At 62.1% G+C, this 19,112-nt stretch carries 20 protein-coding genes and 1 tRNA gene; 10 read left to right on the forward strand and 11 right to left on the reverse strand.

The genetic code is table 11. The features are described from left to right. The first annotated feature begins 405 nt into the window (after positions 1–405). The gene (locus FHT75_RS20390) at positions 406–1,380 is read left to right on the forward strand and encodes an alpha/beta fold hydrolase (RefSeq protein WP_132575850.1); all 975 of its coding nucleotides are present in this window, start codon (positions 406–408) and stop codon (positions 1,378–1,380) included. Positions 1,381–1,445: 65 nt separating this feature from the next. On the opposite strand, the gene hisN is transcribed toward FHT75_RS20390, so the two are convergent. Further along, a complete protein-coding gene (gene hisN, locus FHT75_RS20395) occupies positions 1,446–2,219 on the reverse strand; it encodes a histidinol-phosphatase (protein ID WP_028755893.1) in 774 nt (257 codons plus the stop codon). 277 nt (positions 2,220–2,496) lie between these two features. Continuing rightward, complete coding sequence (locus FHT75_RS20400; protein ID WP_025570459.1) at positions 2,497–3,378, reverse strand: N-formylglutamate amidohydrolase; 882 nt, start codon at positions 3,376–3,378, stop codon at positions 2,497–2,499. Between the two features lie 187 nt (positions 3,379–3,565). Between FHT75_RS20400 and cpdR1 the strand changes: the two genes are divergently transcribed. The 4 genes from cpdR1 (at position 3,566) to FHT75_RS20415 (ending at position 5,074) form a co-directional block, all read left to right on the forward strand. Continuing rightward, the gene (cpdR1, locus tag FHT75_RS20405; RefSeq protein ID WP_003542883.1) at positions 3,566–3,928 is read left to right on the forward strand and encodes a response regulator CpdR1; all 363 of its coding nucleotides are present in this window, start codon (positions 3,566–3,568) and stop codon (positions 3,926–3,928) included. Between the two features lie 84 nt (positions 3,929–4,012). Beyond that, a tRNA-Val gene (locus tag FHT75_RS20410) sits at positions 4,013–4,087 on the forward strand. A gap of 178 nt (positions 4,088–4,265) precedes the next feature. Next, a complete protein-coding gene (locus tag FHT75_RS36395) occupies positions 4,266–4,460 on the forward strand; it encodes a hypothetical protein (protein ID WP_028755908.1) in 195 nt (64 codons plus the stop codon). A 122-nt stretch (positions 4,461–4,582) separates the two neighbouring features. Next, the gene (locus FHT75_RS20415; protein ID WP_245294586.1) at positions 4,583–5,074 is read left to right on the forward strand and encodes a hypothetical protein; all 492 of its coding nucleotides are present in this window, start codon (positions 4,583–4,585) and stop codon (positions 5,072–5,074) included. A gap of 129 nt (positions 5,075–5,203) precedes the next feature. On the opposite strand, the gene FHT75_RS20420 is transcribed toward FHT75_RS20415, so the two are convergent. After that, positions 5,204–5,929: a hypothetical protein gene (locus tag FHT75_RS20420; protein ID WP_029868308.1), complete on the reverse strand. Its 726-nt coding sequence runs from the start codon at positions 5,927–5,929 to the stop codon at positions 5,204–5,206. A 231-nt stretch (positions 5,930–6,160) separates the two neighbouring features. Here FHT75_RS20420 and FHT75_RS20425 point away from each other — a divergent pair, with 231 nt between their 5' ends. Then, positions 6,161–6,673 carry an MgtC/SapB family protein gene (locus FHT75_RS20425; RefSeq protein ID WP_029868307.1) on the forward strand — a complete coding sequence of 171 codons (513 nt, stop codon included), beginning with the start codon at positions 6,161–6,163 and terminating at the stop codon, positions 6,671–6,673. Positions 6,674–6,726: 53 nt separating this feature from the next. On the opposite strand, the gene FHT75_RS20430 is transcribed toward FHT75_RS20425, so the two are convergent. Beyond that, on the reverse strand, positions 6,727–6,906 hold the full coding sequence (locus FHT75_RS20430) for a hypothetical protein (protein WP_183845188.1): 180 nt from the start codon (positions 6,904–6,906) through the stop codon (positions 6,727–6,729). 58 nt (positions 6,907–6,964) lie between these two features. Next, positions 6,965–7,195: a hypothetical protein gene (locus tag FHT75_RS20435; protein ID WP_025570441.1), complete on the reverse strand. Its 231-nt coding sequence runs from the start codon at positions 7,193–7,195 to the stop codon at positions 6,965–6,967. A 354-nt stretch (positions 7,196–7,549) separates the two neighbouring features. Here FHT75_RS20435 and FHT75_RS20440 point away from each other — a divergent pair, with 354 nt between their 5' ends. After that, a complete protein-coding gene (locus FHT75_RS20440; protein WP_025570439.1) occupies positions 7,550–8,641 on the forward strand; it encodes a DUF475 domain-containing protein in 1,092 nt (363 codons plus the stop codon). A 98-nt stretch (positions 8,642–8,739) separates the two neighbouring features. Here FHT75_RS20440 and FHT75_RS20445 read toward each other — a convergent pair whose 3' ends face one another. From FHT75_RS20445 to FHT75_RS20470, 6 genes are all read right to left on the reverse strand, one after another. Further along, positions 8,740–8,910, reverse strand: coding sequence for a hypothetical protein (locus FHT75_RS20445; RefSeq protein WP_088930351.1), 171 nt, complete (start codon positions 8,908–8,910; stop codon positions 8,740–8,742). Between the two features lie 258 nt (positions 8,911–9,168). Then, positions 9,169–10,686 (reverse strand): tripartite tricarboxylate transporter permease, encoded by a 1,518-nt coding sequence (locus FHT75_RS20450; RefSeq protein WP_025570437.1) that lies wholly within the window; start codon positions 10,684–10,686, stop codon positions 9,169–9,171. A gap of 87 nt (positions 10,687–10,773) precedes the next feature. Further along, positions 10,774–11,265 (reverse strand): tripartite tricarboxylate transporter TctB family protein, encoded by a 492-nt coding sequence (locus tag FHT75_RS20455; protein WP_025570435.1) that lies wholly within the window; start codon positions 11,263–11,265, stop codon positions 10,774–10,776. After that, positions 11,262–12,206, reverse strand: coding sequence for a Bug family tripartite tricarboxylate transporter substrate binding protein (locus tag FHT75_RS20460; RefSeq protein WP_183845187.1), 945 nt, complete (start codon positions 12,204–12,206; stop codon positions 11,262–11,264). Before FHT75_RS20460 ends, FHT75_RS20455 begins: the two co-directional genes overlap by 4 nt. A 286-nt stretch (positions 12,207–12,492) precedes the next feature. Next, positions 12,493–13,539 (reverse strand): ABC transporter substrate-binding protein, encoded by a 1,047-nt coding sequence (locus FHT75_RS20465; protein WP_029868252.1) that lies wholly within the window; start codon positions 13,537–13,539, stop codon positions 12,493–12,495. A 62-nt stretch (positions 13,540–13,601) separates the two neighbouring features. Further along, complete coding sequence (locus FHT75_RS20470; RefSeq protein WP_183845186.1) at positions 13,602–14,471, reverse strand: ornithine carbamoyltransferase; 870 nt, start codon at positions 14,469–14,471, stop codon at positions 13,602–13,604. 427 nt (positions 14,472–14,898) lie between these two features. On the opposite strand from FHT75_RS20470, the gene FHT75_RS20475 reads away from it, so the two are divergent. The 3 genes from FHT75_RS20475 to FHT75_RS20485 all read left to right on the forward strand — a co-directional run bounded on the left by FHT75_RS20475 (position 14,899) and on the right by FHT75_RS20485 (position 19,018). Continuing rightward, the gene (locus FHT75_RS20475) at positions 14,899–16,767 is read left to right on the forward strand and encodes an adenylate/guanylate cyclase domain-containing protein (protein ID WP_183845185.1); all 1,869 of its coding nucleotides are present in this window, start codon (positions 14,899–14,901) and stop codon (positions 16,765–16,767) included. A gap of 194 nt (positions 16,768–16,961) precedes the next feature. Continuing rightward, the gene (locus tag FHT75_RS20480) at positions 16,962–17,639 is read left to right on the forward strand and encodes a response regulator transcription factor (protein ID WP_183845184.1); all 678 of its coding nucleotides are present in this window, start codon (positions 16,962–16,964) and stop codon (positions 17,637–17,639) included. Further along, positions 17,636–19,018, forward strand: coding sequence for a sensor histidine kinase (locus FHT75_RS20485; protein ID WP_183845183.1), 1,383 nt, complete (start codon positions 17,636–17,638; stop codon positions 19,016–19,018). Before FHT75_RS20480 ends, FHT75_RS20485 begins: the two co-directional genes overlap by 4 nt. Positions 19,019–19,112 lie beyond the last annotated feature (94 nt).

Consider the following 19,112-nt stretch of genomic DNA (forward strand, 5'->3'; position numbering starts at 1 on the left):
AAGCGACGTGTTGCGATGAAATGCCCCTGAAACCCCATCTTTGGCGGCCTCGGGACGGTTGCGCGGGCCCTTTCCGGCGCCCGCAGGAAGGAGATGGTGATGGGATTTGACGAGTTCAAGACCTTTTGGGAATCGCCTTGATCGGCCAGTGAACCCCGCATGAACGACCGGTTCGGCACGCGTTCAGGCGCATTCGCTTAGGAATTTCAGCGTCGGGTGAATCTGGTCCCGATGGCTGAAGTGCATCGTCCCTTCTTCTTCAGTCTCAACTTCGGCCGGCCGCGAGCACCCTCATGCTCCTGCCGGCCCTTTTCCCGCGCCTTGCGGGCGCACCGCTTTCCAAGGCGGATACCATGCGCTATCCCTGATAGGCGAAGCAGTCAGCAGCGGCGCATTGGCAAGGTCATGGATCAGGTTCTCTATTCGACGCCCGACAATCCCGCCCCGGAAAACCGCACCGAGGGGTTCTTCGAAACCCATGACGGCCACCGGCTGCGTTACGCCGTCTTCCGCTCGAGCGCCCAGATGGCCAGGGGCACGGTCGTCATCCTTCATGGCCGCAACGAATATATCGAGAAATATTTCGAGACGATCCGCGACCTGACGGCCAAAGGCCTCTGGGTGGCGACTTTCGACATGCGCGGCCAGGGCGGTTCGTCACGGCTGCTGAAGCACCGCAACCACGGCCACATCCGCCGCTTTGCCGATTACGAGCGTGATCTCGACATCTTCCTTGAAAAGGTGGTGCTGCCGGATACCCGCCTGCCCTTCTACCTGCTCGCCCATTCCACAGGCGGGCTGATCGCGCTCTCGGCCGCGCCCTATCTCACCACCCGTATCGACCGGATGGTGCTGTCGGCGCCCTTCATCGGCCTCACCGGCCAGGCGGCTTCGCCCCGTGTCATCCGCGCTCTGGCCGGCACGCTGAACGCCATCGGCCTGGGCTTTCTGCCGCTGACCTCGAAACTGAAGGAGCCGGATTTCCGTGACAATCCGCTGACCTCCGACGAACTCCGCTTCGAGCGCAACGTCGCGATGATGAAGGACCATCCGGAACTGACGCTCGGGCCGCCGACAGCCCGCTGGCTGATCGAGGCTTTTCGCACGATGGACCGGGTCACCTCGCCCGACCATCTCTTCTCGATCACCATCCCGACCATCGTCATCGCCCCGACGCGGGACGGTGTCGTGCCCTACACGGCGCAGGAGCGGCTCTCGCGTTATTTCCGCGCCGGCCAGTTGGTGCCAATCAACGGCGCCCGTCACGAGATCTTCCAGGAACGGGATACCTACCGCGCCGCCGCTCTTGCCGCCTTCCACGCCTTCATTCCCGGCAGCGACGCCGAAGAAAACCAGGACGTCGCCGCCCTCGGCACGTGACCCGACCGCTGTTGCTGACCGGGCGATTAGCAAGGCTGATCAAGGATCAGCAGGGCTGATCCGGATTAGCGCTGCAGGATGGCGATCGCCTGCTCGTAGACCGCCCGGCTGCCGGCGGCGATGATCGAGCCGCCATTTTCCGGCCGTCCGCCGTCCCAGGTGGTGATGATGCCGCCCGCCCCTTCGATGACGGGAATGATGCCGCCGACGTCATAGGGCTTCAGGCTGTTTTCGACGACGAGATCGATATGGCCCGCGGCAAGCAGCGCATAGGCGTAGCAGTCGCAGCCGTAGCGGAAGAGCCGTACCTGGCTCTCGATCTCGCGGTATTTTTCCATCTCCTCGCCGGCAAAGAGATGCGGCGAGGTTGTGAACAGGATGGCGTTCGACAGCGCGTCGCACTGGCGCGTCACCAGCCGCCGTTCGCCCTCCGGTCCTGTATAGATCGAGCCGTTCTGGTCGGCGAAATAACGCTCACCGGTAAAGGGCTGTTCGATCATGCCCATGATCGCCCGGCCCTCTCTCTGCAGACCGATCAGCGTTCCCCACACCGGCACGCCTGATATGAAGGCGCGCGTACCGTCGATCGGATCGATCACCCAGACATATTCGCGGTCGAGCCCGACATTGCCGTGTTCCTCGCCGAGAATGCCGTGACCGGGAAAACTCTCCTCGATCAGCGCCCGGATGGCGAGTTCGGCCGCCTGGTCGCCCTCCGTCACCGGATCGAAACCGGAGGAGAGCTTGTTGGTGACATCGAGACCGGAGCGGAATCGCGGCAGCGTCTCGGCTCGGGCGGCTTCCGCCAGGCGGTTGAAGAACGAACGGTCAGGAAGCATGATTTATCCGTTTGGCTGGCGGGAGTGGCGCTTTTCATAGCGAAAAGCAACGGGAATGCAAACGTAGCAGGCAATTTCAATCTAACTGCCCAAAGATGTCGCAGCGCAATATATTGCTTGACATTTGTGCAATGCAATAGTAGCTTCTTCCGTACAGTCTTCTGACTGTAAATACCCTCCTTGGGTGTTTCCTCCCTAGACTTAGCCGCGCTCACAAGCGCGGTTTTTTTTGGCCAGGGAGGACTAGGCCTGGCAGCAGCGAAATCGAAAAAGAGATTTATTCGGCGGCCAGCGCCCGATCGCCGGCGAATTTCTCGACGTAATCCGCCATCTGCCGCATGAAGGCGGTGACGGCATCGGCAACTGCGGCGAAATCCTCGCGTTTCTCCAGCGTCACTTCATCGACATAGATCGCCCGGTTCACCTCGATCTGCAGTGCATGCAGGCCCCGCGACGGCCGGCCGTAATGTTCGGTGATGAAGCCGCCGGCATAGGGTTTGTTGCGGATTGCTGCAAAGCCCATTTCCTCGAGAATGGCGATGGCCGCCCGCGAAAGCTCGGCCGAAGCACTGGTGCCGTAACGATCGCCGATGATGAAATCAGGCCGCCCAACGTTGCCGGCGACGCGCACATTGCCGGGCATCGAGTGGCAGTCGATCAGCACGCCGAAGCCGAACTGCACATGCGTCCGCGCGATCAGCCGGCGCAGCGCCGCATGATAGGGTTTATAGACCGCTTCGACCCGGTCGAGCCCCTCCTGCACAGGAAGACGACGTGCATAGATTTCCATATTTTCGGCGACGATACGCGGAATGGTGCCGAGCCCGCCGGCGACGCGCAGCGAATTGACATTGGCATAGGGCGGCAACAGCCCGTCGAACATCCGCGGATCGAGCTCGTAGGGCTCGCGATTGACGTCGAGATAGGCGCGGGGGAAGTTGGCTGCGAGCAGCGGCGCGCCGAGTGCGACGGCAGAGCCGAAGAGCTCGTCGACATAGTGATCCTCGGAACGGCGGATGGCGATGCCCTCGAGCCGCGACTGGGCAATAAATTCCGGTGGATAAATGCGGCCGCTATGAGGGGAGTTGTAGACGAAGGGAATGGTCTGCGACACGGGCTCATGAACCTCAAAAAGCTCGTATTCGCGTATTTCCGGCACTTTCGGCCCTCTTTACCATGTCATGAACTGGCTGCTGCGCCCATGTTGCCAGTTGCCCGGCCTCAAGTCCATACTATGTAGAAGGGATGGCAATCACGCACAGGCAATTCACCGGTTGTTTACCGGCTCAAGACTAGTGTAAACGGCTGGCAGCCCACCAAAACTTATTGATCAGCGGTCTGGATTAATGACTCAGAAGATACTTCTCGCAGAAGACGACAATGACATGCGCCGCTTCCTGGTGAAAGCGCTCGAAAAGGCCGGCTACAAGGTCCTTTCCTATGACAACGGCGCCAGCGCCTATGACCGGCTGCGCGAGGAGCCGTTTTCCCTGCTGCTGACCGATATCGTCATGCCCGAAATGGACGGTATCGAGCTGGCGCGCCGCGCTACCGAGCTCGACCCCGACCTGAAGGTGATGTTCATCACCGGTTTTGCCGCCGTGGCGCTGAACCCCGATTCGAAGGCGCCGAAGGATGCCAAGGTCCTTTCCAAGCCCTTCCACCTGCGCGACCTCGTCGACGAGGTCAACAAAATGCTTGCCGCGTAAGGCTTGCCGGGCGGCGCGTCACAAAACTGAAAAAAGCCTATTGACGGCTCCAAAGGTTTTGTGATCTATGCGCCGCCATCGGATGGGCGTGTAGCTCAGCGGGAGAGCACTACGTTGACATCGTAGGGGTCACAGGTTCAATCCCTGTCACGCCCACCATCCGATCCCCCTGACATCGTTGATAAATCCCCGCTTCGGGGATTTTTCGTTCTTGCGGCTGGCATGCGCTCCCAATCCGACACTTTACGGGCGCAAGGGCTTTTTAACTCGGATTATGTCCGGGCGGATTTCAGTCGGCTGTGCGGTCACCCGCACATGTGGGAAATTGGGGGGATGTATGGCGCAAAGAACGCGGACACGGAAAGCGATATCGATAATCCTCGGCCTCGCCCTGGTTGGGACTGGCCTCTTCGGTTTCGGTTATATGCAGTTTCATGTCGTCGAACCGATCAGCATCAAGTTTTGGCTGATTCCGACCACGATATTCGCGGCTGCGGTGGCGATCCTCTGGGATGATTTCAAAAATCCCTAACGCCCCGTTCGACGCCGAACAGCGCCGGACAAGACCAAAATAAGTCACAGAACGGTGCCAATGCCTGATTATCCAACGCATGGCCGATTCGCCGTCGCAGACAGATGGGGTTGAGACAGAGAATGAGATTTTTCGCACCGGCAGCCGCCGCCATTTTTTCCGCCGCCTTCACCTTGCCGGTCTCTGCAGCACCAGTTGCTCCCGAGACGTTTCCGGGCGCACCCGGCGTCATTACCCTTTCCGGCAAATGCGCCAAGCTTGTTGTCGCCAAATTCGACGCCACCAAAGGCTGCAAGAACGAGCTTGCCAGCGTCACGCTGGCCAATGGCCTGGTGACCTTCATCTTCACCTCTGACGGCAAGGCGCTCGGCTTCCAGGGCGACGGCGCCGGCATCAAACCCGCATCCAACGGCAATGCCCGCCTGCCGCTCAGCCTCGTCACCACGGGTGTCGGCAACAAGATGACCGGGGAGGTCAAGGTCGCTGGCTTCTGCACCTTCGGCAATCCCTATTCCGGCAAGCCGATCGCAATCGAATGCACCGCCGAAAGCAAGGATTCCTCCTTTACCGGCAGCTTCCGCACCGGCGGCAAGCTGGTGAAGAAGGGCAAATAGTCCCCGTCAGAGCAGTTCCAGGAAAAGTGCGAAGCGGTTTTCCAAGGCAAAGCGCGAAGCGCTTTTGCCGGGAATGCGAAAAACAAAAGGATCGAGCGGTTCGGCGCTTCCGTTAAAAGCTGAACCGGTCTAGGCGCACCAGGCGGCGCCGGCAGCCCCCGGCTTGCGTGCCAGCCCCTCATTGATCAGCTGTGCGCCGAAAGAGCGCCCGTCGCGCGAGACGACGCGCGGCGCGCCTGAAGGCTCGGCTTTGCCCGCGGCATTCATCGTGAACGGTCCGGCGTTCAGAAGCGCCAGCAGCCGCGACTTGGCGGCAAAGGCCACCCGGCGTTCGCCGTCGCAACGCGCCTGGTCGACGACAGGGCTTGCCATGTCGGCTATCACGATCTTCTCGCCCTTGTACCAGAAGACACCGCCATCGCCGACGCAATTGATATGGGCGCCCTGCCCGCAATAGCCGAAGGCCACCGTCCCGGTTTCCGACACGGCCGGGGAGGCGGGCGACGGCACCGCCTTTATCGGCTGGATCGCCGGCGTCGGGATCGCGGCTGGCGGTAACGGTTGCGACTGTTGCACCGGCGGTGCAGCTTTCGGCGTCGGTGTGGCCAGCGCCACCTGCTTCGCCGGCACGTCCTTCCTGACTGAAGGTTTCAGCTCCGCCGTTTCCCGCGTGACCGGCGTTGCCTGCCTTGCAAGCATCGGCTGGATGCTCTTCCAATTGTCGTGGGCGACGATGCCGCCGATCGCGGCAATGCCGATCACCGCCCAGGGCAGCAATCCGCCACCGCTGCTGCGTGCTCTGCTCTTTCCTCTCGCCGGCGCCTTGCGGCGGCCGCGTGTCGCTGTCTTGGCCATCTGTCCGATTCCTGTGAGGCCGCAATTATCGCCGCCCAATCCTTTCTGAAAGGTTGGCGCGGCGGCAGGATGATGCTTGATCCGCCGATCTTTCCCTCGAATGGCATACAAGCGTCGGCGCCTATCGGGGAGGCCAGCGTGGCGGCCGAAACGCGTGAGGGGAAAAAGCTGAACAAATCCCGCGCTCATACGTTAGCCAGCGAAAAATTCCGTATGTTCTGGGGAAACTCCATGGATCTCATCATCGCCGACATGATACCGGCGTCACGCATCCACTATCCTGTCATCTTCGCCCGCCTGATCGGCGCCATCCTCTTCGGCGGACTGATCGGTTTCGAACGCGAGGCCCGCGACCGCCCGGCAGGCTTCCGAACCCATATCCTGATCAGTCTTGCCGCTGCCCTCTTCGCCATCATCTCGATCGAGGCCGTGCACATGCCGGGTTTCGCCGATGATGAGCAGGTGCGCATCGATCCGCTGCGCGTCATCGAAGCGGTGACCGCCGGCGTCGCCTTCCTTGCCGCCGGCATGATCGTCTTTGCAAGAGGCCGGGTGCACGGGCTGACGACCGGCGCCGGCATGTGGCTCTCCGGCGCGATCGGCCTCGCCATGGGCTTCGGCTATTGGCCGATCGCCTTCTTCACGACGATTGCCGCCATCTGCGTGCTCTTCGCCTTCGGCAAACTCGAACAACACTTCGGCTATAATTCCGGACAGCGGGTCGACCGGGATGAACATCGATAGAAAAAACGCCCGGCATCATGCCGGGCGTTTGTGTCAGCGTGACTGTCTGTCGGTTATTCGGAGCATGCGGCCGAAAGATCGTTTTTCTCAACCGGCGTCGCGTCGCCGATGGACGAGGCAAGCGGCTTCTGCCGTTTGCCGATCCGAATGCGCTCGTCCGCCGCCTCGCGTATGGCCTGCCATTCTTTTTCGTGCCGGATGAAGATCTCGCGGGGCACAAAGTTGATCGTCATATGTTTCTCACCCTGTTTCAAATCGACCGTCAGCGCGCCAAAGAGGCGGGAATGCTGGTTATTTCTTGGTCTCTGCATTGCTCTTGATGTCCGGGCCACCCTTGGAAAGATCCGCACCGGTAACATGGGCCGGCACATGAATGTCGTGATAGACACCGGGCGTCAGCGTCAGGTCGACATGATGCGGCGGCAGCACCTGCGCCTTCTGCATGCGGTTCGGCTTCGCCCGCTTCATGCGGTCGGATGCCTCCGTGCGTTTGTCGGGAATATGGGTCGAAGTGTGCATCATCGGCCTCCTTTTTTAAGCTCAACCAGAGCCTAACGGGCGGGCATCGGGATGGTTCCAAAAAAAATTGCCTGATCTCCGGTGTGCCCGGAGCCTTGACTGGCCGGGGAAGTTCATTAACTAGAGCCTATCCCGCAGCCTTCCAGACATCGGCTGACGGGGAACTTTGGTGCCGGGCCCCTCTGGCGAGAGTTTTTACGGCGCTCTCGTGATGTCGGTACCGCCTGCAGCTTAGCCGGCGGATTTTTCATCGATGAACAAACTCACCATGCCTGACCCGCATGCCCGTTGTGGCGTGCCGCGTCTTTCCAATATATCCACCCTCTTCAACACGATTTGCGGCCACGAGGTGCGGCCATGAATCAGCCCGTAGTCCCTCAATCCTCGCTCGGCTATTTCCGCTGGGCTTTCATCGTCACTGCCCTCGGCCTCGTTCTCGGCGCCGTGCTCGGCTGGCAGACGACCGGCACGATCGGCGGCATGGCAACTGTCTTCTTCATCTGCACGGTGCTTGCCGTGCTGGAGATCTCGCTCTCCTTCGACAATGCCATCGTCAATGCCAACAAGCTGAAGGAGATGACGCCCGTCTGGCAGAAGCGCTTCCTCACCTGGGGCATCATCATCGCCGTCTTCGGCATGCGCATCGTCTTTCCGCTGGCGATCGTCGCGATCGCGGCGCGGATCGGCCCTTGGGACGCGCTGGTGCTGGCTGCCCGCGAACCCGAGGAATATGCCCGCATCATGAACGACGCGCATCTGCCGATCGCAGCCTTCGGTGGTACCTTCCTGATGATGGTCGGCCTCAGCTATTTCTTCGACCATGAAAAGAAGATCCATTGGTTTCGCGGCCTGGAAAAGGTGATGGCACGCTCGGCTACCATCCGAGGTATCGAGATCGCTTTCGTGCTGGCGCTGATGCTGGTTTTCTCCTGGTTGATCGGCGGCGAGGAGGCTAGCGTCTTCGTTCATTGCGCCATTTACGGCCTGCTCACCTTCCTCGCGGTCGAGGTCGTTGGCGAGTTGCTCGATGCTTCGCAGCAGACGATGAGCGCTGCCGCCAAGGGTGGTCTTGGCGCTTTCATCTATCTGGAGGTGCTGGATGCGAGCTTTTCCTTCGACGGCGTCATCGGCGCCTTTGCCCTGACTCAGAACCTATTCGTCATCGCGATCGGCCTCGGCATCGGCGCCATGTATGTGCGCTCGATGACGATCATGCTGGTGGAGAAGGGAACGCTTGCCGAATACCGCTATCTCGAGCATGGCGCCTTCTACGCCATCCTGATCCTGTCGGTGATCATGTATGCGCAGACCCTGATGCACATCCCCGAGGTTATCACCGGGCTCGGCGGCGCGGCCCTGATCGGGCTGTCGCTCTGGTCGTCCATCCGCCACAACAGGCGCGAACGAGTGGAGGAGCACGGCGCCGAGCGGGAGGAGCTTCACGCCTGACGATGCAGGAAGCGCAGTGCGCAACAGCCTTGCGGTTAAAAACAAAGCCCGCGACCATCCGGTTGCGGGCTAATTCATTCATGCATGGCTTGAAGGCCTTAGCGGGAAGCCGGACCGAAGGAGGCCGGGTCGATGCCGAGTTCCTTGAGGTCGCTGGCACGCGGGCGGCGGCCGGCTTCAACGGCGGCGCTGACGGCGTTTGCGGCGCCCAGCACGGCAAAGGCGCGGCCAAAGAAACCTGTACGGACTGAATTGCGGATGGCGGACATTGTCCTTTTCCTCTTGCTCTATGATTGACTACCTATAGATGGCATCGCGCCCATACCTCCACAATGCTCAGAAAATCACCTCAGCCATGCAAAAACGAGAGGCCGGCGCATGTCTCCATGGCCGGCCTCGAGGGAGGGGTAAGGTCGTCTTTTTCTTCTTAGAGCGCCGCGTCCCTTCGGACCACAAAGGACGCTCTAACACTTTCAATCCCCGCATCGTGTTTTCCGAAAATCGATTCCGATTTTCGGGCCGATGCGCTAGTCTTCGTTTGCCGCCAGTTGCGACAGCACCTGGCCCCTGCCGCGCAGCCGCAGGATCAGCGGGATGAGGAAGGCGGCAGCGGCAACGATGAGCAGACCGGCCGCGATCGGCGACATCACCAGCGTCGTGACGTCGCCCTGGCTGATCGCCAGCGCACGGCGCAGCTGCTGTTCGGCCAGCGGCCCGAGGATCAGGCCGACGACGGCAGGCGCAATCGGATAGCCGAAGAGCCGCATCACATAGCCGAGCAAGCCGAAGGCGAGCAGCATGCCGAGCTCGAACACCGACGGATTGGCGCCGATCGTCCCAAGCGTTGCAAACAGCAGGATGCCGGCGTAGAGCCACGGTTTCGGAATGGTCAGCAGCCGCACCCAGAGCCCGATCATCGGCAGGTTCAGCACCAGGAGCATCGCATTGGCGATGAGCAGGCTGGCGATCAGGCCCCAGACGAGTTGCGGATTGGTGGCAAACAGCAGCGGTCCGGGCTGCAGCCCGTATTGCTGGAAGCCGGCAAGCATGATCGCCGCCGTCGCCGTCGTCGGCAGGCCGAGCGTCAGAAGCGGCACCAGCGTACCGGCGGCCGAGGCGTTGTTCGCCGCCTCGGGACCGGCCACGCCTTCGATTGCGCCATGGCCGAACTCTTCCGGGTTCTTTGCCAGCCGCTTTTCAGTGGCATAGGAGAGGAAGGTGCCGATTTCGGCGCCGCCCGCCGGCATCGCACCGATCGGGAACCCGATCAGCGTGCCGCGCAGCCACGGCTTCCACGAGCGCGACCAATCCTGCGCGTTCATCCAGAGCGAACCCTTGACCGCCTCGACCTTCTCCGCGATCCGGTTGCCCTGCGCGGCGATGTAGAGCGTCTCTCCGATGGCAAACATGGCCACCGCCAGCGTCGTGACCTCGACTCCGTCGAGCAGGTCGGGGATGCCGAAGGAAAGCCGTGCCTGGCCCGTCTGCTGGTCGATGCCGACCATGGCAAGCGCAAAACCGATGAACAGCGAGGTCAGACCCCTCAATGCCGAATCGCCGAAGGCCGAGGAGACGGTGACGAAGGCAAGCACCATCAGCGCGAAATATTCGCGTGGTCCGAAGACCAGCGCCAGCTTGACGATATAGGGCGCGATGAAGGCAAGCCCGAGCGTGGCGAGCAGGCCGGCGACGAAGGAGCCGATCGCCGCCGTCGCCAGCGCCGGTCCGCCGCGGCCGGCGCGCGCCATCTTGTTGCCCTCGAGCGCGGTGACGATCGAGGCGCTTTCCCCCGGCGTGTTGAGCAGGATCGAGGTCGTCGAGCCGCCATACATGCCGCCGTAGTAGATGCCGGCGAACATGATCAGCGAACCGCCGGGATCGAGCTTGTAGGTGGCGGGCAACAGCAGCGCCACGGTAAGGGCCGGGCCGATACCGGGAAGCACGCCGACGGCGGTGCCGAGGGTGACGCCGACCAGCGCATAAACCAGGTTCATCGGCTGCATCGCAACCAGGATACCCTGCCATAGAAATTCGAATGTGCTCATCTTGGTGTCCCAAGCGGCATTCCCGACCCTGCGGTTACGGGGTCAGGCGCCGCGCAAAATCAAAAGAGCTGACAGCGCCTCGCGCGGTCAGAAGAACAGATGTTCGAGCGGGCCGGCCGGCAGCGTCAGCTGCAGCAACTGCGAGAAGATCGCCCAGACGACGAAGCTGAAAACGATGCCGAACGGCAGCGAGATCCAGAGCTTGCGCTTGCCGAAGCCGCGCGCCGTCAGTGCGAACAGCACACCGGTGGCAATCGAGAAGCCGGCGGTGCGCAGAAGCAGCATCTGGGCGGCAAGACCGGCGACGATCCAGATGACCGGCGCCACTTCCTGCCGGTCGCGTTCCGGAAACTCGCCGCGCCAGGCTTCGGCGACGGTCCAGACCCCAAGACAGAAGAGCCCGAACGCCACCACTTCAGGCACCGTTGCCGGGCCGATGCGGTCGTATTGCGCGATCGTTTTCAGATGCGAGGCATCCCAGGCCATCACGCCGGCGACGACGAAGAGGAAAACGGCAATGATGAACGCCGCCCAATCAGGGCGGCGCTCGGTTGCCGAGGAGGTGTTATCCTCGCTCATTGAACAAGTCCGATCTCTTTGAGAATGCCTTCGGTGGCGGAGACGTCCTTTTCGAGCTGCGCCTTGAAGGCGTCGCCGGACAGATAGGTGTCGGCCCAGCCCTTGGTCTTCAGGGTTTCCTGCCAGGTGGCCGAGTTATGCAGCTTCTCGAAATCGGCGGTGACGGCGGCGACCTGTTCAGCCGACAGGCCGGGGGCAGCCGCAACCATGCGCCAGTTCTGGATGGTGACGTCGGTGCCGGCTTCCTTCAGCGTCGGGGCATCGACGCCGTCGATACGCTTGTCGCTGGAAACGGCGAGAAGGCGGAGCGTGCCGGATTTCACTTGCGATTGGAACTCGCTGTAGCTCGAGACGCCGGCCGTGACCTGGCCGCCGAGAATGGCGGCGAGTGCTTCACCGCCGCCGGAGAAGGCGACATAGTTGATCTTGGTCGGATCAACGCCGGACGCCTTAGCGATCAGGCCGACGGTGATGTGATCGGTACCGCCGGCCGAACCGCCGCCCCAGGAAACCGAACCCGGATCCTTCTTCAGCGCCGCAACCAGATCGGCCATGGTCTTGATCTCGGATGCGGCGGGAACGACGACGGCTTCGTACTCGCCGGTCAGCCGGGCAATCGGCGTAACGTCCTTGAGCGTCACCGGCGACTTGTTGGTGAGGATCGCGCCGACCATCACATAGCCGCCGACGATCAGCGAATTCGGGTTGCCTGCAGCCTGGCTGCTGAACTGCGCAAGCCCGATGGTGCCGCCGGCGCCCGGAACGTTCTGGACCTGCACGTTGCCGGAGATCTTCTCCTGCTGCAGCGCGGTCTGCAGCGAACGAGCCGTCTGGTCCCAGCCGCCGCCGGGAGCGGCCGGCGCGATGATGGTGTAGTCGGCCGCATAGGCCGGCAGCGCGATAGCAGCTGCAAAAAGGGTTGCGATGAACGTATGCTTCACGATGTGTCCTCCGTCGGCGGCTGAGCAAACCGCCCGTTATTCTCCAGGGAATCGGGAGGATGGCTGATCAGCGGACACAAGTGTCCTGAATGACGAGCGGAATACCTCCCAAGGCTTCAGCTCTCCGCCTCCACGGAGAAGAAGTAGCCAAAGGCACCACAACAAGCTGTCATTTAGCTGACATCGGCAAGATATCCAGCAGCAGCGGACACTTTTTTGCCGTAATTGGCGGACGGCAGTCCGATTTCCGGCTTCAAAGGACGAAGCAGCTGGAAGCGGAACACCTTCACTGCGCGCGCAAGACCTCATTCCAATGCGCGATGAGCCGTGCCCGCTTCACCTGGTCGAGATAGACCATCAGCCCGGGGCTGACCGGCACCGGCCGAAGCTGGGCGCCCAGCAGCTCCTGCAGCGTATTGGCGGTATTCTCCCCCGCCACCTCAGGACTGACGGCCGGGATCTGCAGCTCCCGCGCCATGATCGTCTGACCCGCCTTCGACATGAAGAAGGCGAGATACCGCCGCCCGAGCTCCGGCTCGGCGGCCGCCTGCGGCACCAGCCCGATCCGCGACATCACCACCGTGTAATCCTTCGGCAGAACGATGCCGACATCGGGATAGCGCGAGGCCCAGTCCGCCGCATAGGAGCCGAGAATGTTGTAGCCGAGCACGAAGCGCCCGTCGGCGACGCGCTCGAGGATTGCCGAGCTCGTCGAATAGAGCTTGACGCCGGCAGCCCCCATCGCCCCGATCACCGACCAGATGTCGCCGAATTGCTCCTGGTCGCGCGCCATGAACAGAAAGCCGACCCCGGAGCGTTCGATATCGTAGGTGCTGATCCGGCCATAGACCTTGTTGCCCTTGCGTTTCAGATAGTCGACGAATTCCGCCCGCGAACTCGGCACCGGCTCATGTACAAAGCTCGGCTTGTGATAGACGAACACCGCCGGCTCGAAGGTGAGCGCATAGGCGGTGTTGCGCCAGTTCGCCCATTTCGGCCATGCTGCACTCATCGGCAGGTTGCTGACCTGCGCATATCCGTCGTTGGAAAGCTTCACCTGCAGATCCATCGCCGAGGAAAAGGCGAAATCCGCCGTCTTCTCGCCGGCATCCGTCTCCTTGACGATCCGGTCGTAGATGTCGCCGGTCAGCATATCCTCGTATTTGACCGCAACGTCGGGATTGGCATCCTGGAAACCGCGGATCATCGGCCGCGCCAGCGGCTCGTCGAGCGAGGAGTAAACCGTCAGCACCGCCGCATCGGCCTGACCCGACTTCGCCGGATAGAAGGCCTGATCGGCGAGCGCGAAGCCCGGCCAGAAGGCCAGCAGCAAAATGAAAACTCTCCTCATGCCGCAACAATGCCTGAGCGCGCCGGGAGGAGCAAGGCCGCCGACTAGGCGGCGACCCACTCCATCAGCGCATTCCGCGCATGCAGCAGAAAGGCTTTGGCGGCACGGCTCTGGCAGCGCGGATGTTCCATCGCTTCGGCCGTCACCTCCTGGCCACGCCTCACCGGCGGGCACGGCAGGAAGATCGCATCCTCCGACAAACGATCGAGCAGGTCGGCGCCGATCCGGTAGCCGGCGAGCGCCTCCGAGGCGGCATCGCCCGGCCATGAATCGGTGATGACGACATCGGCGTCCGATAGCTCGCCCATATCGGCGCTCACACGGAAACGCCCGTTGAGCAGTGCAGCGTCACGGATATGCCAGCGTTCGGGGTAGACCTGCACAACCTCTATCGGCAGCGCAATCGAGGCTTCGGCCCAGGAGCGGAGGATATTTGCGTCCGCCGCCACGCCAACGACCTTCAACCCGTCGATCGAGCCGCGCCGGCTCCTAATATAGGCAAGGTCACCGAGCGTCTCGCAAGGGTGGTTGGAGCCTGTGCGCGCATTGATGACAGGCACCGGCGAGACTGCCGCCGTCGCCTTCAATGTCGCAAGCGCCTTGGTGCGGATCACCAACATATCGAACCAGTTGCCGAGATAACCAGCAAGGTCGCCGGTCTCCTCCCTGACATCGAAACCGATCGGCACATGCGCGCAGATACCGCCCATTGCCTGAATGCCGAGATCAAAGGCAGTGGTATTACGCCAGCCACTATCGTCGGCAATCAGCGCGACACGTTTGCCCGCAAGGCTCTGCGGCACGGTGCGCTCATCCCAGCTTTTGGCGAGTTCGCCGGCGCGGGCGACAATCGATCGGAGCCCGGCCTCCGGAATATCGTGAAACTCCAGAAAATTCCGGGCCGAACCTGTCATCCAAAATCTCCGCCGCGCATGAAACATCGCCACAATAGCCGGCGCCGGCCTCGTCGCAACCATCGAAGCAGCCGCGAATCACAATCATACGGTGGATACCCCTCGCAATAGTCTTCCGGCCCAACCCCTGGCTCCGCTTCAAGCCCCAAACCGATCGACCGCCACTTTTATAGTGCCACGCCCGAAGTATCGAGCGATGAAATAAACCCGCATTTCTTCGATTAGAATTACCTTTTCATCACAAAGGATTAGAGCCGAACGCCATCCTTCACCCATTCAGAGTATTGATGAAGATCGGCGACCTTATATGGTCGCGCTGCCGCGTCAAAACGTCGAAACCGCCCGAATTCCTTATTCGGGGGACGACTCCGCGCAACAAAAACTCTATAAAAAGCTAGACTAAACTGGGAAGATCCTGGGAGGGGTCATGGAACGACGACTGAGCGCTATTCTCGCTGCGGATGTCGTCGGCTACAGCCGACTGATGGGCATCGATGAATCCGGCACGTTGCAGGCGCTGAACCGCCATCGCTGCGAACTGGTCGATATTCGTATTGCCGACTACAAGGGCCGGATCGTCAAACTCACCGGCGACGGCATCCTTGCCGAATTCCAGAGCGTGGTGAATGCGGTCGCCTGCGCCGCCGAGATCCAGCGCAGCATGGCGGCCCGCAACGAGAGCGTGCCCAAGGACGAGCGCGTCGAATTCCGCATCGGCATCAATCTCGGCGACGTCGTGGTCGAGAATGGCGACATATTCGGCGATGGCGTCAATCTCGCCGCCAGACTCGAGCGTATCGCGGCGCCAGGCGGCATCGCCGTGTCCGCCTCGGTGCGCGATCAGGTCGGCTCGCGCCTCAATCTCGGCTTCGAGTTCATCGGCGAACATACGCTGAAGAACATCAGGCAGCCCGTTCAGGTCTATACTGTCAGCTTGGCGCCGCCCTCCTCGGCGAAATTGGTCGCGCAGAACCGCAACACGTGCTTCATTGCGGTGCTGCCCTTCACCAATATGAGCGGCGATGCCGACCAGGACTATTTCTCCGACGGCATCACCGAAGACATCATCACCGATCTCTCCAAGATCTCCAGCCTGCACGTCGTGCCGCGCAACACCATCTTCACCTACAAGGGCATATCGGTGAAAGTGAAGCGGCTCGCCCAGGAACTCGGCGTGCGCTACGTGCTCGAGGGAAGCGTGCGCATCTTCGGCAATCGCGTGCGCATCTCCGGTCAGCTGATCGACACCGCCAATGGCGACCATCTCTGGGCCGAGCGTTACGACCGCGACCTGACCGACATCTTCGCCATTCAGGACGAGATCACCCACGCGATCGTCGGCCAGTTGAAGGTGCGTCTGCTGCCGGAAGAGAAGAAGGCGATCGCCAATGAGCCGACCGCCAATGTCGAGGCCTATACCTATTACCTCAGGGGCCGCCAGCTCTCCCACACCTGGACCAAATCCTATCTGCAGCTTGCAAGGCGGATGTTCTGCAAGGCGGTCGAGCTCGATCCGGACTATGCCCGCGCCTATGCCGGCATCGCCGACTGCGATGCGGCGATCCGCGATTGGGCACCAGACGACGTGCCGCTGAGGCGCATCCTCGAGATGAGCGCCCGCGCCCTGGAACTTGATCCCGACCTTCCCGAGGCCCACGCTTCCCATGGTCTCGCCTTGCATCAGAGCGGCTATGACGACAGGGCGGCGGCGGCCTTCGAACGGGCTTTGGCGCTCGACCCGAACCTCTTCGAGGCGAATTTCCATTATGCCCGGTTCTTCTTCATGCACGGCAACTTTGCCGAATCGGTTCAATACTTCACCCGCGCCGCCGAGATCCGCCCTGACGACTATGTCTCGCCGATCCACCTGATGTCCGCCTACCGCTCGCTCGGCCGTGTGCTGGACACGGAAAACTGGGCGCGCCTCGGCCTGCTGCGCGCCGAACGCGCGCTGAACCTCAATCCGGAAAATTCCGGCCCCGCCCATCGTGGCGCGCTGGCGCTTGCCCATATGGGCGATGTGACGAGAGCCCGCGACTGGGCGGCCCGCGCGATTGCCATCGATCCCGACGACATCGTCGCCCAGTATAATCTCGCCTGCGTCTATTCCGTCCTCGGCGACGCCGACCAGGCGATCGACCTTCTCGAGAAGCTGCTGCCGAACAGCTCCGTCTACCATATCAAATGGTTCGACAATGATTCTGATCTCGACAACATCCGCGACGATCCCCGCTTCCGGAAACTCCTCAACGCCGCAATGACGCAGCGCGAACGAATCGAAATGACCGGGAGCTGACGCCAGTCTTTCCCGGCATTCGGTGGCGCATCGGCCGGAAATCGGAATCGATTTTCGCAAAGCTCGATGCGAGGATTAAAGTGCCACAGCGTATTTTGCGCGTCTGAAGGACCCGCTGCGCTGTAAGCTGCAAAATCGCTGTGACATCGCTCCGCTACCTCTGTAATCTTCTTTGAAAAACAGGGGGAACATTCGTGCGCATCCTGCTCACCGAAGACAATATCGCGCTGGCCGACGGCCTGTCGGCGATCTTGCGCGGCACGGGCCACGCCGTCGATGTCGTCCATGACGGCGCATCCGCCAATGCGGTCATTGCTGCGGAAAATTTCGATCTGGTGATTCTCGACCTCAACCTGCCCGAGATGGACGGGCTCGACGTGCTGCGTGCCATGCGCGCCCGCCAGAACCAGGCGGCCGTCCTCATCCTGACGGCGCGCGGCACGCCGGAAGAAAGGGTGAAGGGCCTCGACCTCGGCGCTGACGATTACCTGATCAAACCCTTCGACATATCAGAATTCGAGGCCCGCGTGCGCGTGCTTCTGCGCCGCCAGGCCGGTCTGCGCTCGGCGACAGTCGGCTTCGGCGGCATTACCTTCGACCTCACCTCCCGCACCTTTTCATCAGGCGCCGCACCCCTCGATATTCCCGCCCGCGAGCTCGGCCTGCTCGAAATCCTCTTCATGCGGGCCGGCAAGGTCGTCGCCAAGGAAGCGATCATCCAGTCGCTGACGGCCTTCGACGACGACATTTCCGCAAACGCCATCGAGCAATATGTCAGCCGCTTGAGAAAGCGTCTCTCGCCGCACGGCCTGACCGTCAAGACGGCCCGCGGCATCGGCTATTATCTCGACAAGCTGCCCGAGGCCTCATGAAAGCCGCCTATTCCCTCCGGCGCCGGCTGCTCTTCTGGCTGCTCGTCTCCACCGCCGTGATCGGCACGCTGGCGCTTGCCGATACCTATCGCGAGGCGGTCCAGACCTCGAACATCGTCTCCGACCGCGTGCTCGCCGGTTCGGCGCTGGCGATCGCCGAACGCGTCGTCGTCGCCGAGGACGGCACGCTGCAGGTCGATATCCCCTATGTCGCGCTTGAAATGCTGACCTCTGCCGCGCAGGATCGCGTCTTCTATCGCGTCGACGGCCCGCCGGGCCAATTCATCACTGGCTACCAGTCGTTGCCGGTCCTGAAGAAGACGCCGCCCAATGCTGCCGCCTTCGCCGACGACACCTTCCGCGGCGAGCCGATCCGTGTCGCCACACTCGAACGCTCAGCCTCGACGGGCATCCGCTCCGTGCCCTTCGTGGTAACGGTCGCCGAAACCACCATCGCCCGCCGCCAGCTGGCGCGGGCAATCCTCGTCCGCTCGGCATTGCGCCTCGCCTTCATGATTGCGGGCGCGGCCGTCATCGTCTGGATTTCGGTCACGGTGGCGCTCCGCCCGCTCTATAAGCTCGGCGACGCCATCGGCGAACGCAGCCCCGATGACCTGCATCCGATCAAGCAGACTGTGCCGAGCGAGGTCGAGCCGCTGGTCGATACGGTCAATTCCTTCATGGTCCGGCTGCAATCGGCGCTCGATGCACTGCGCCATTTCACCGGCAATGCCAGCCATCAGCTGCGCACACCGCTGGCGATCATCCGCACCCAGCTTGCTCTTGCCGCCCGCGCCGGCTCGCTGGATGAGGCGCAGGCGGCGGCGCTGAAGGGCGATCAGGCGGTGGCGCATGCCGAGCGCATCCTCGCCCAGTTGCTCCTGATGGCCAAGATCGACGCCGCCACAGCCAAGGAAGCGCTGACCGCCTCCGCCATCGATCTTGCCGCAATCGCCCAGGAAATCACCGGCGAGCAGATCCCGACGGCGGCCGTCGCCGGCATCGATCTCGGCTTCGAGGGCGAGAGCCCGGCGATGATCCGCGCCGAGCCGCTGCTGATCGGCGAAATGCTGCGCAACCTCGCCGGCAATGCCATCGCCTATGCCGGCAACGGGGCTGAGGTCACCGTCCGCATTATCGCTGCGTCAGAGACGATCCGCCTCGAAGTCGAGGATAATGGCCCCGGCATTCCGCGCGAGAAGCTGGAGGCGGTACGCCAGCGTTTTTCGCGCGGCCATGATTCCGGCGCGCCCGGCGCCGGCCTCGGCCTGCCGATCGTCGAAGAAATCGCCAATCTTTTCAATGCCGACCTGACGCTGGAGCCGGGTACGGACGGCAAGGGCCTGAAGGCGGCCGTCACCTTCGCCAAGGCAGCGTAAAAGCCTTCGGCTCGTTTGACCTTTCCACCTTGCTTTCTTTCGCTGCATTGCACACACTGATTTTCGGGAACAGCAAGCCGCACGACGATGCGAG

This window comes from Rhizobium sp. BK112, from assembly GCF_014193215.1.
In the GTDB taxonomy this organism is placed as follows: domain Bacteria; phylum Pseudomonadota; class Alphaproteobacteria; order Rhizobiales; family Rhizobiaceae; genus Rhizobium; species Rhizobium anhuiense.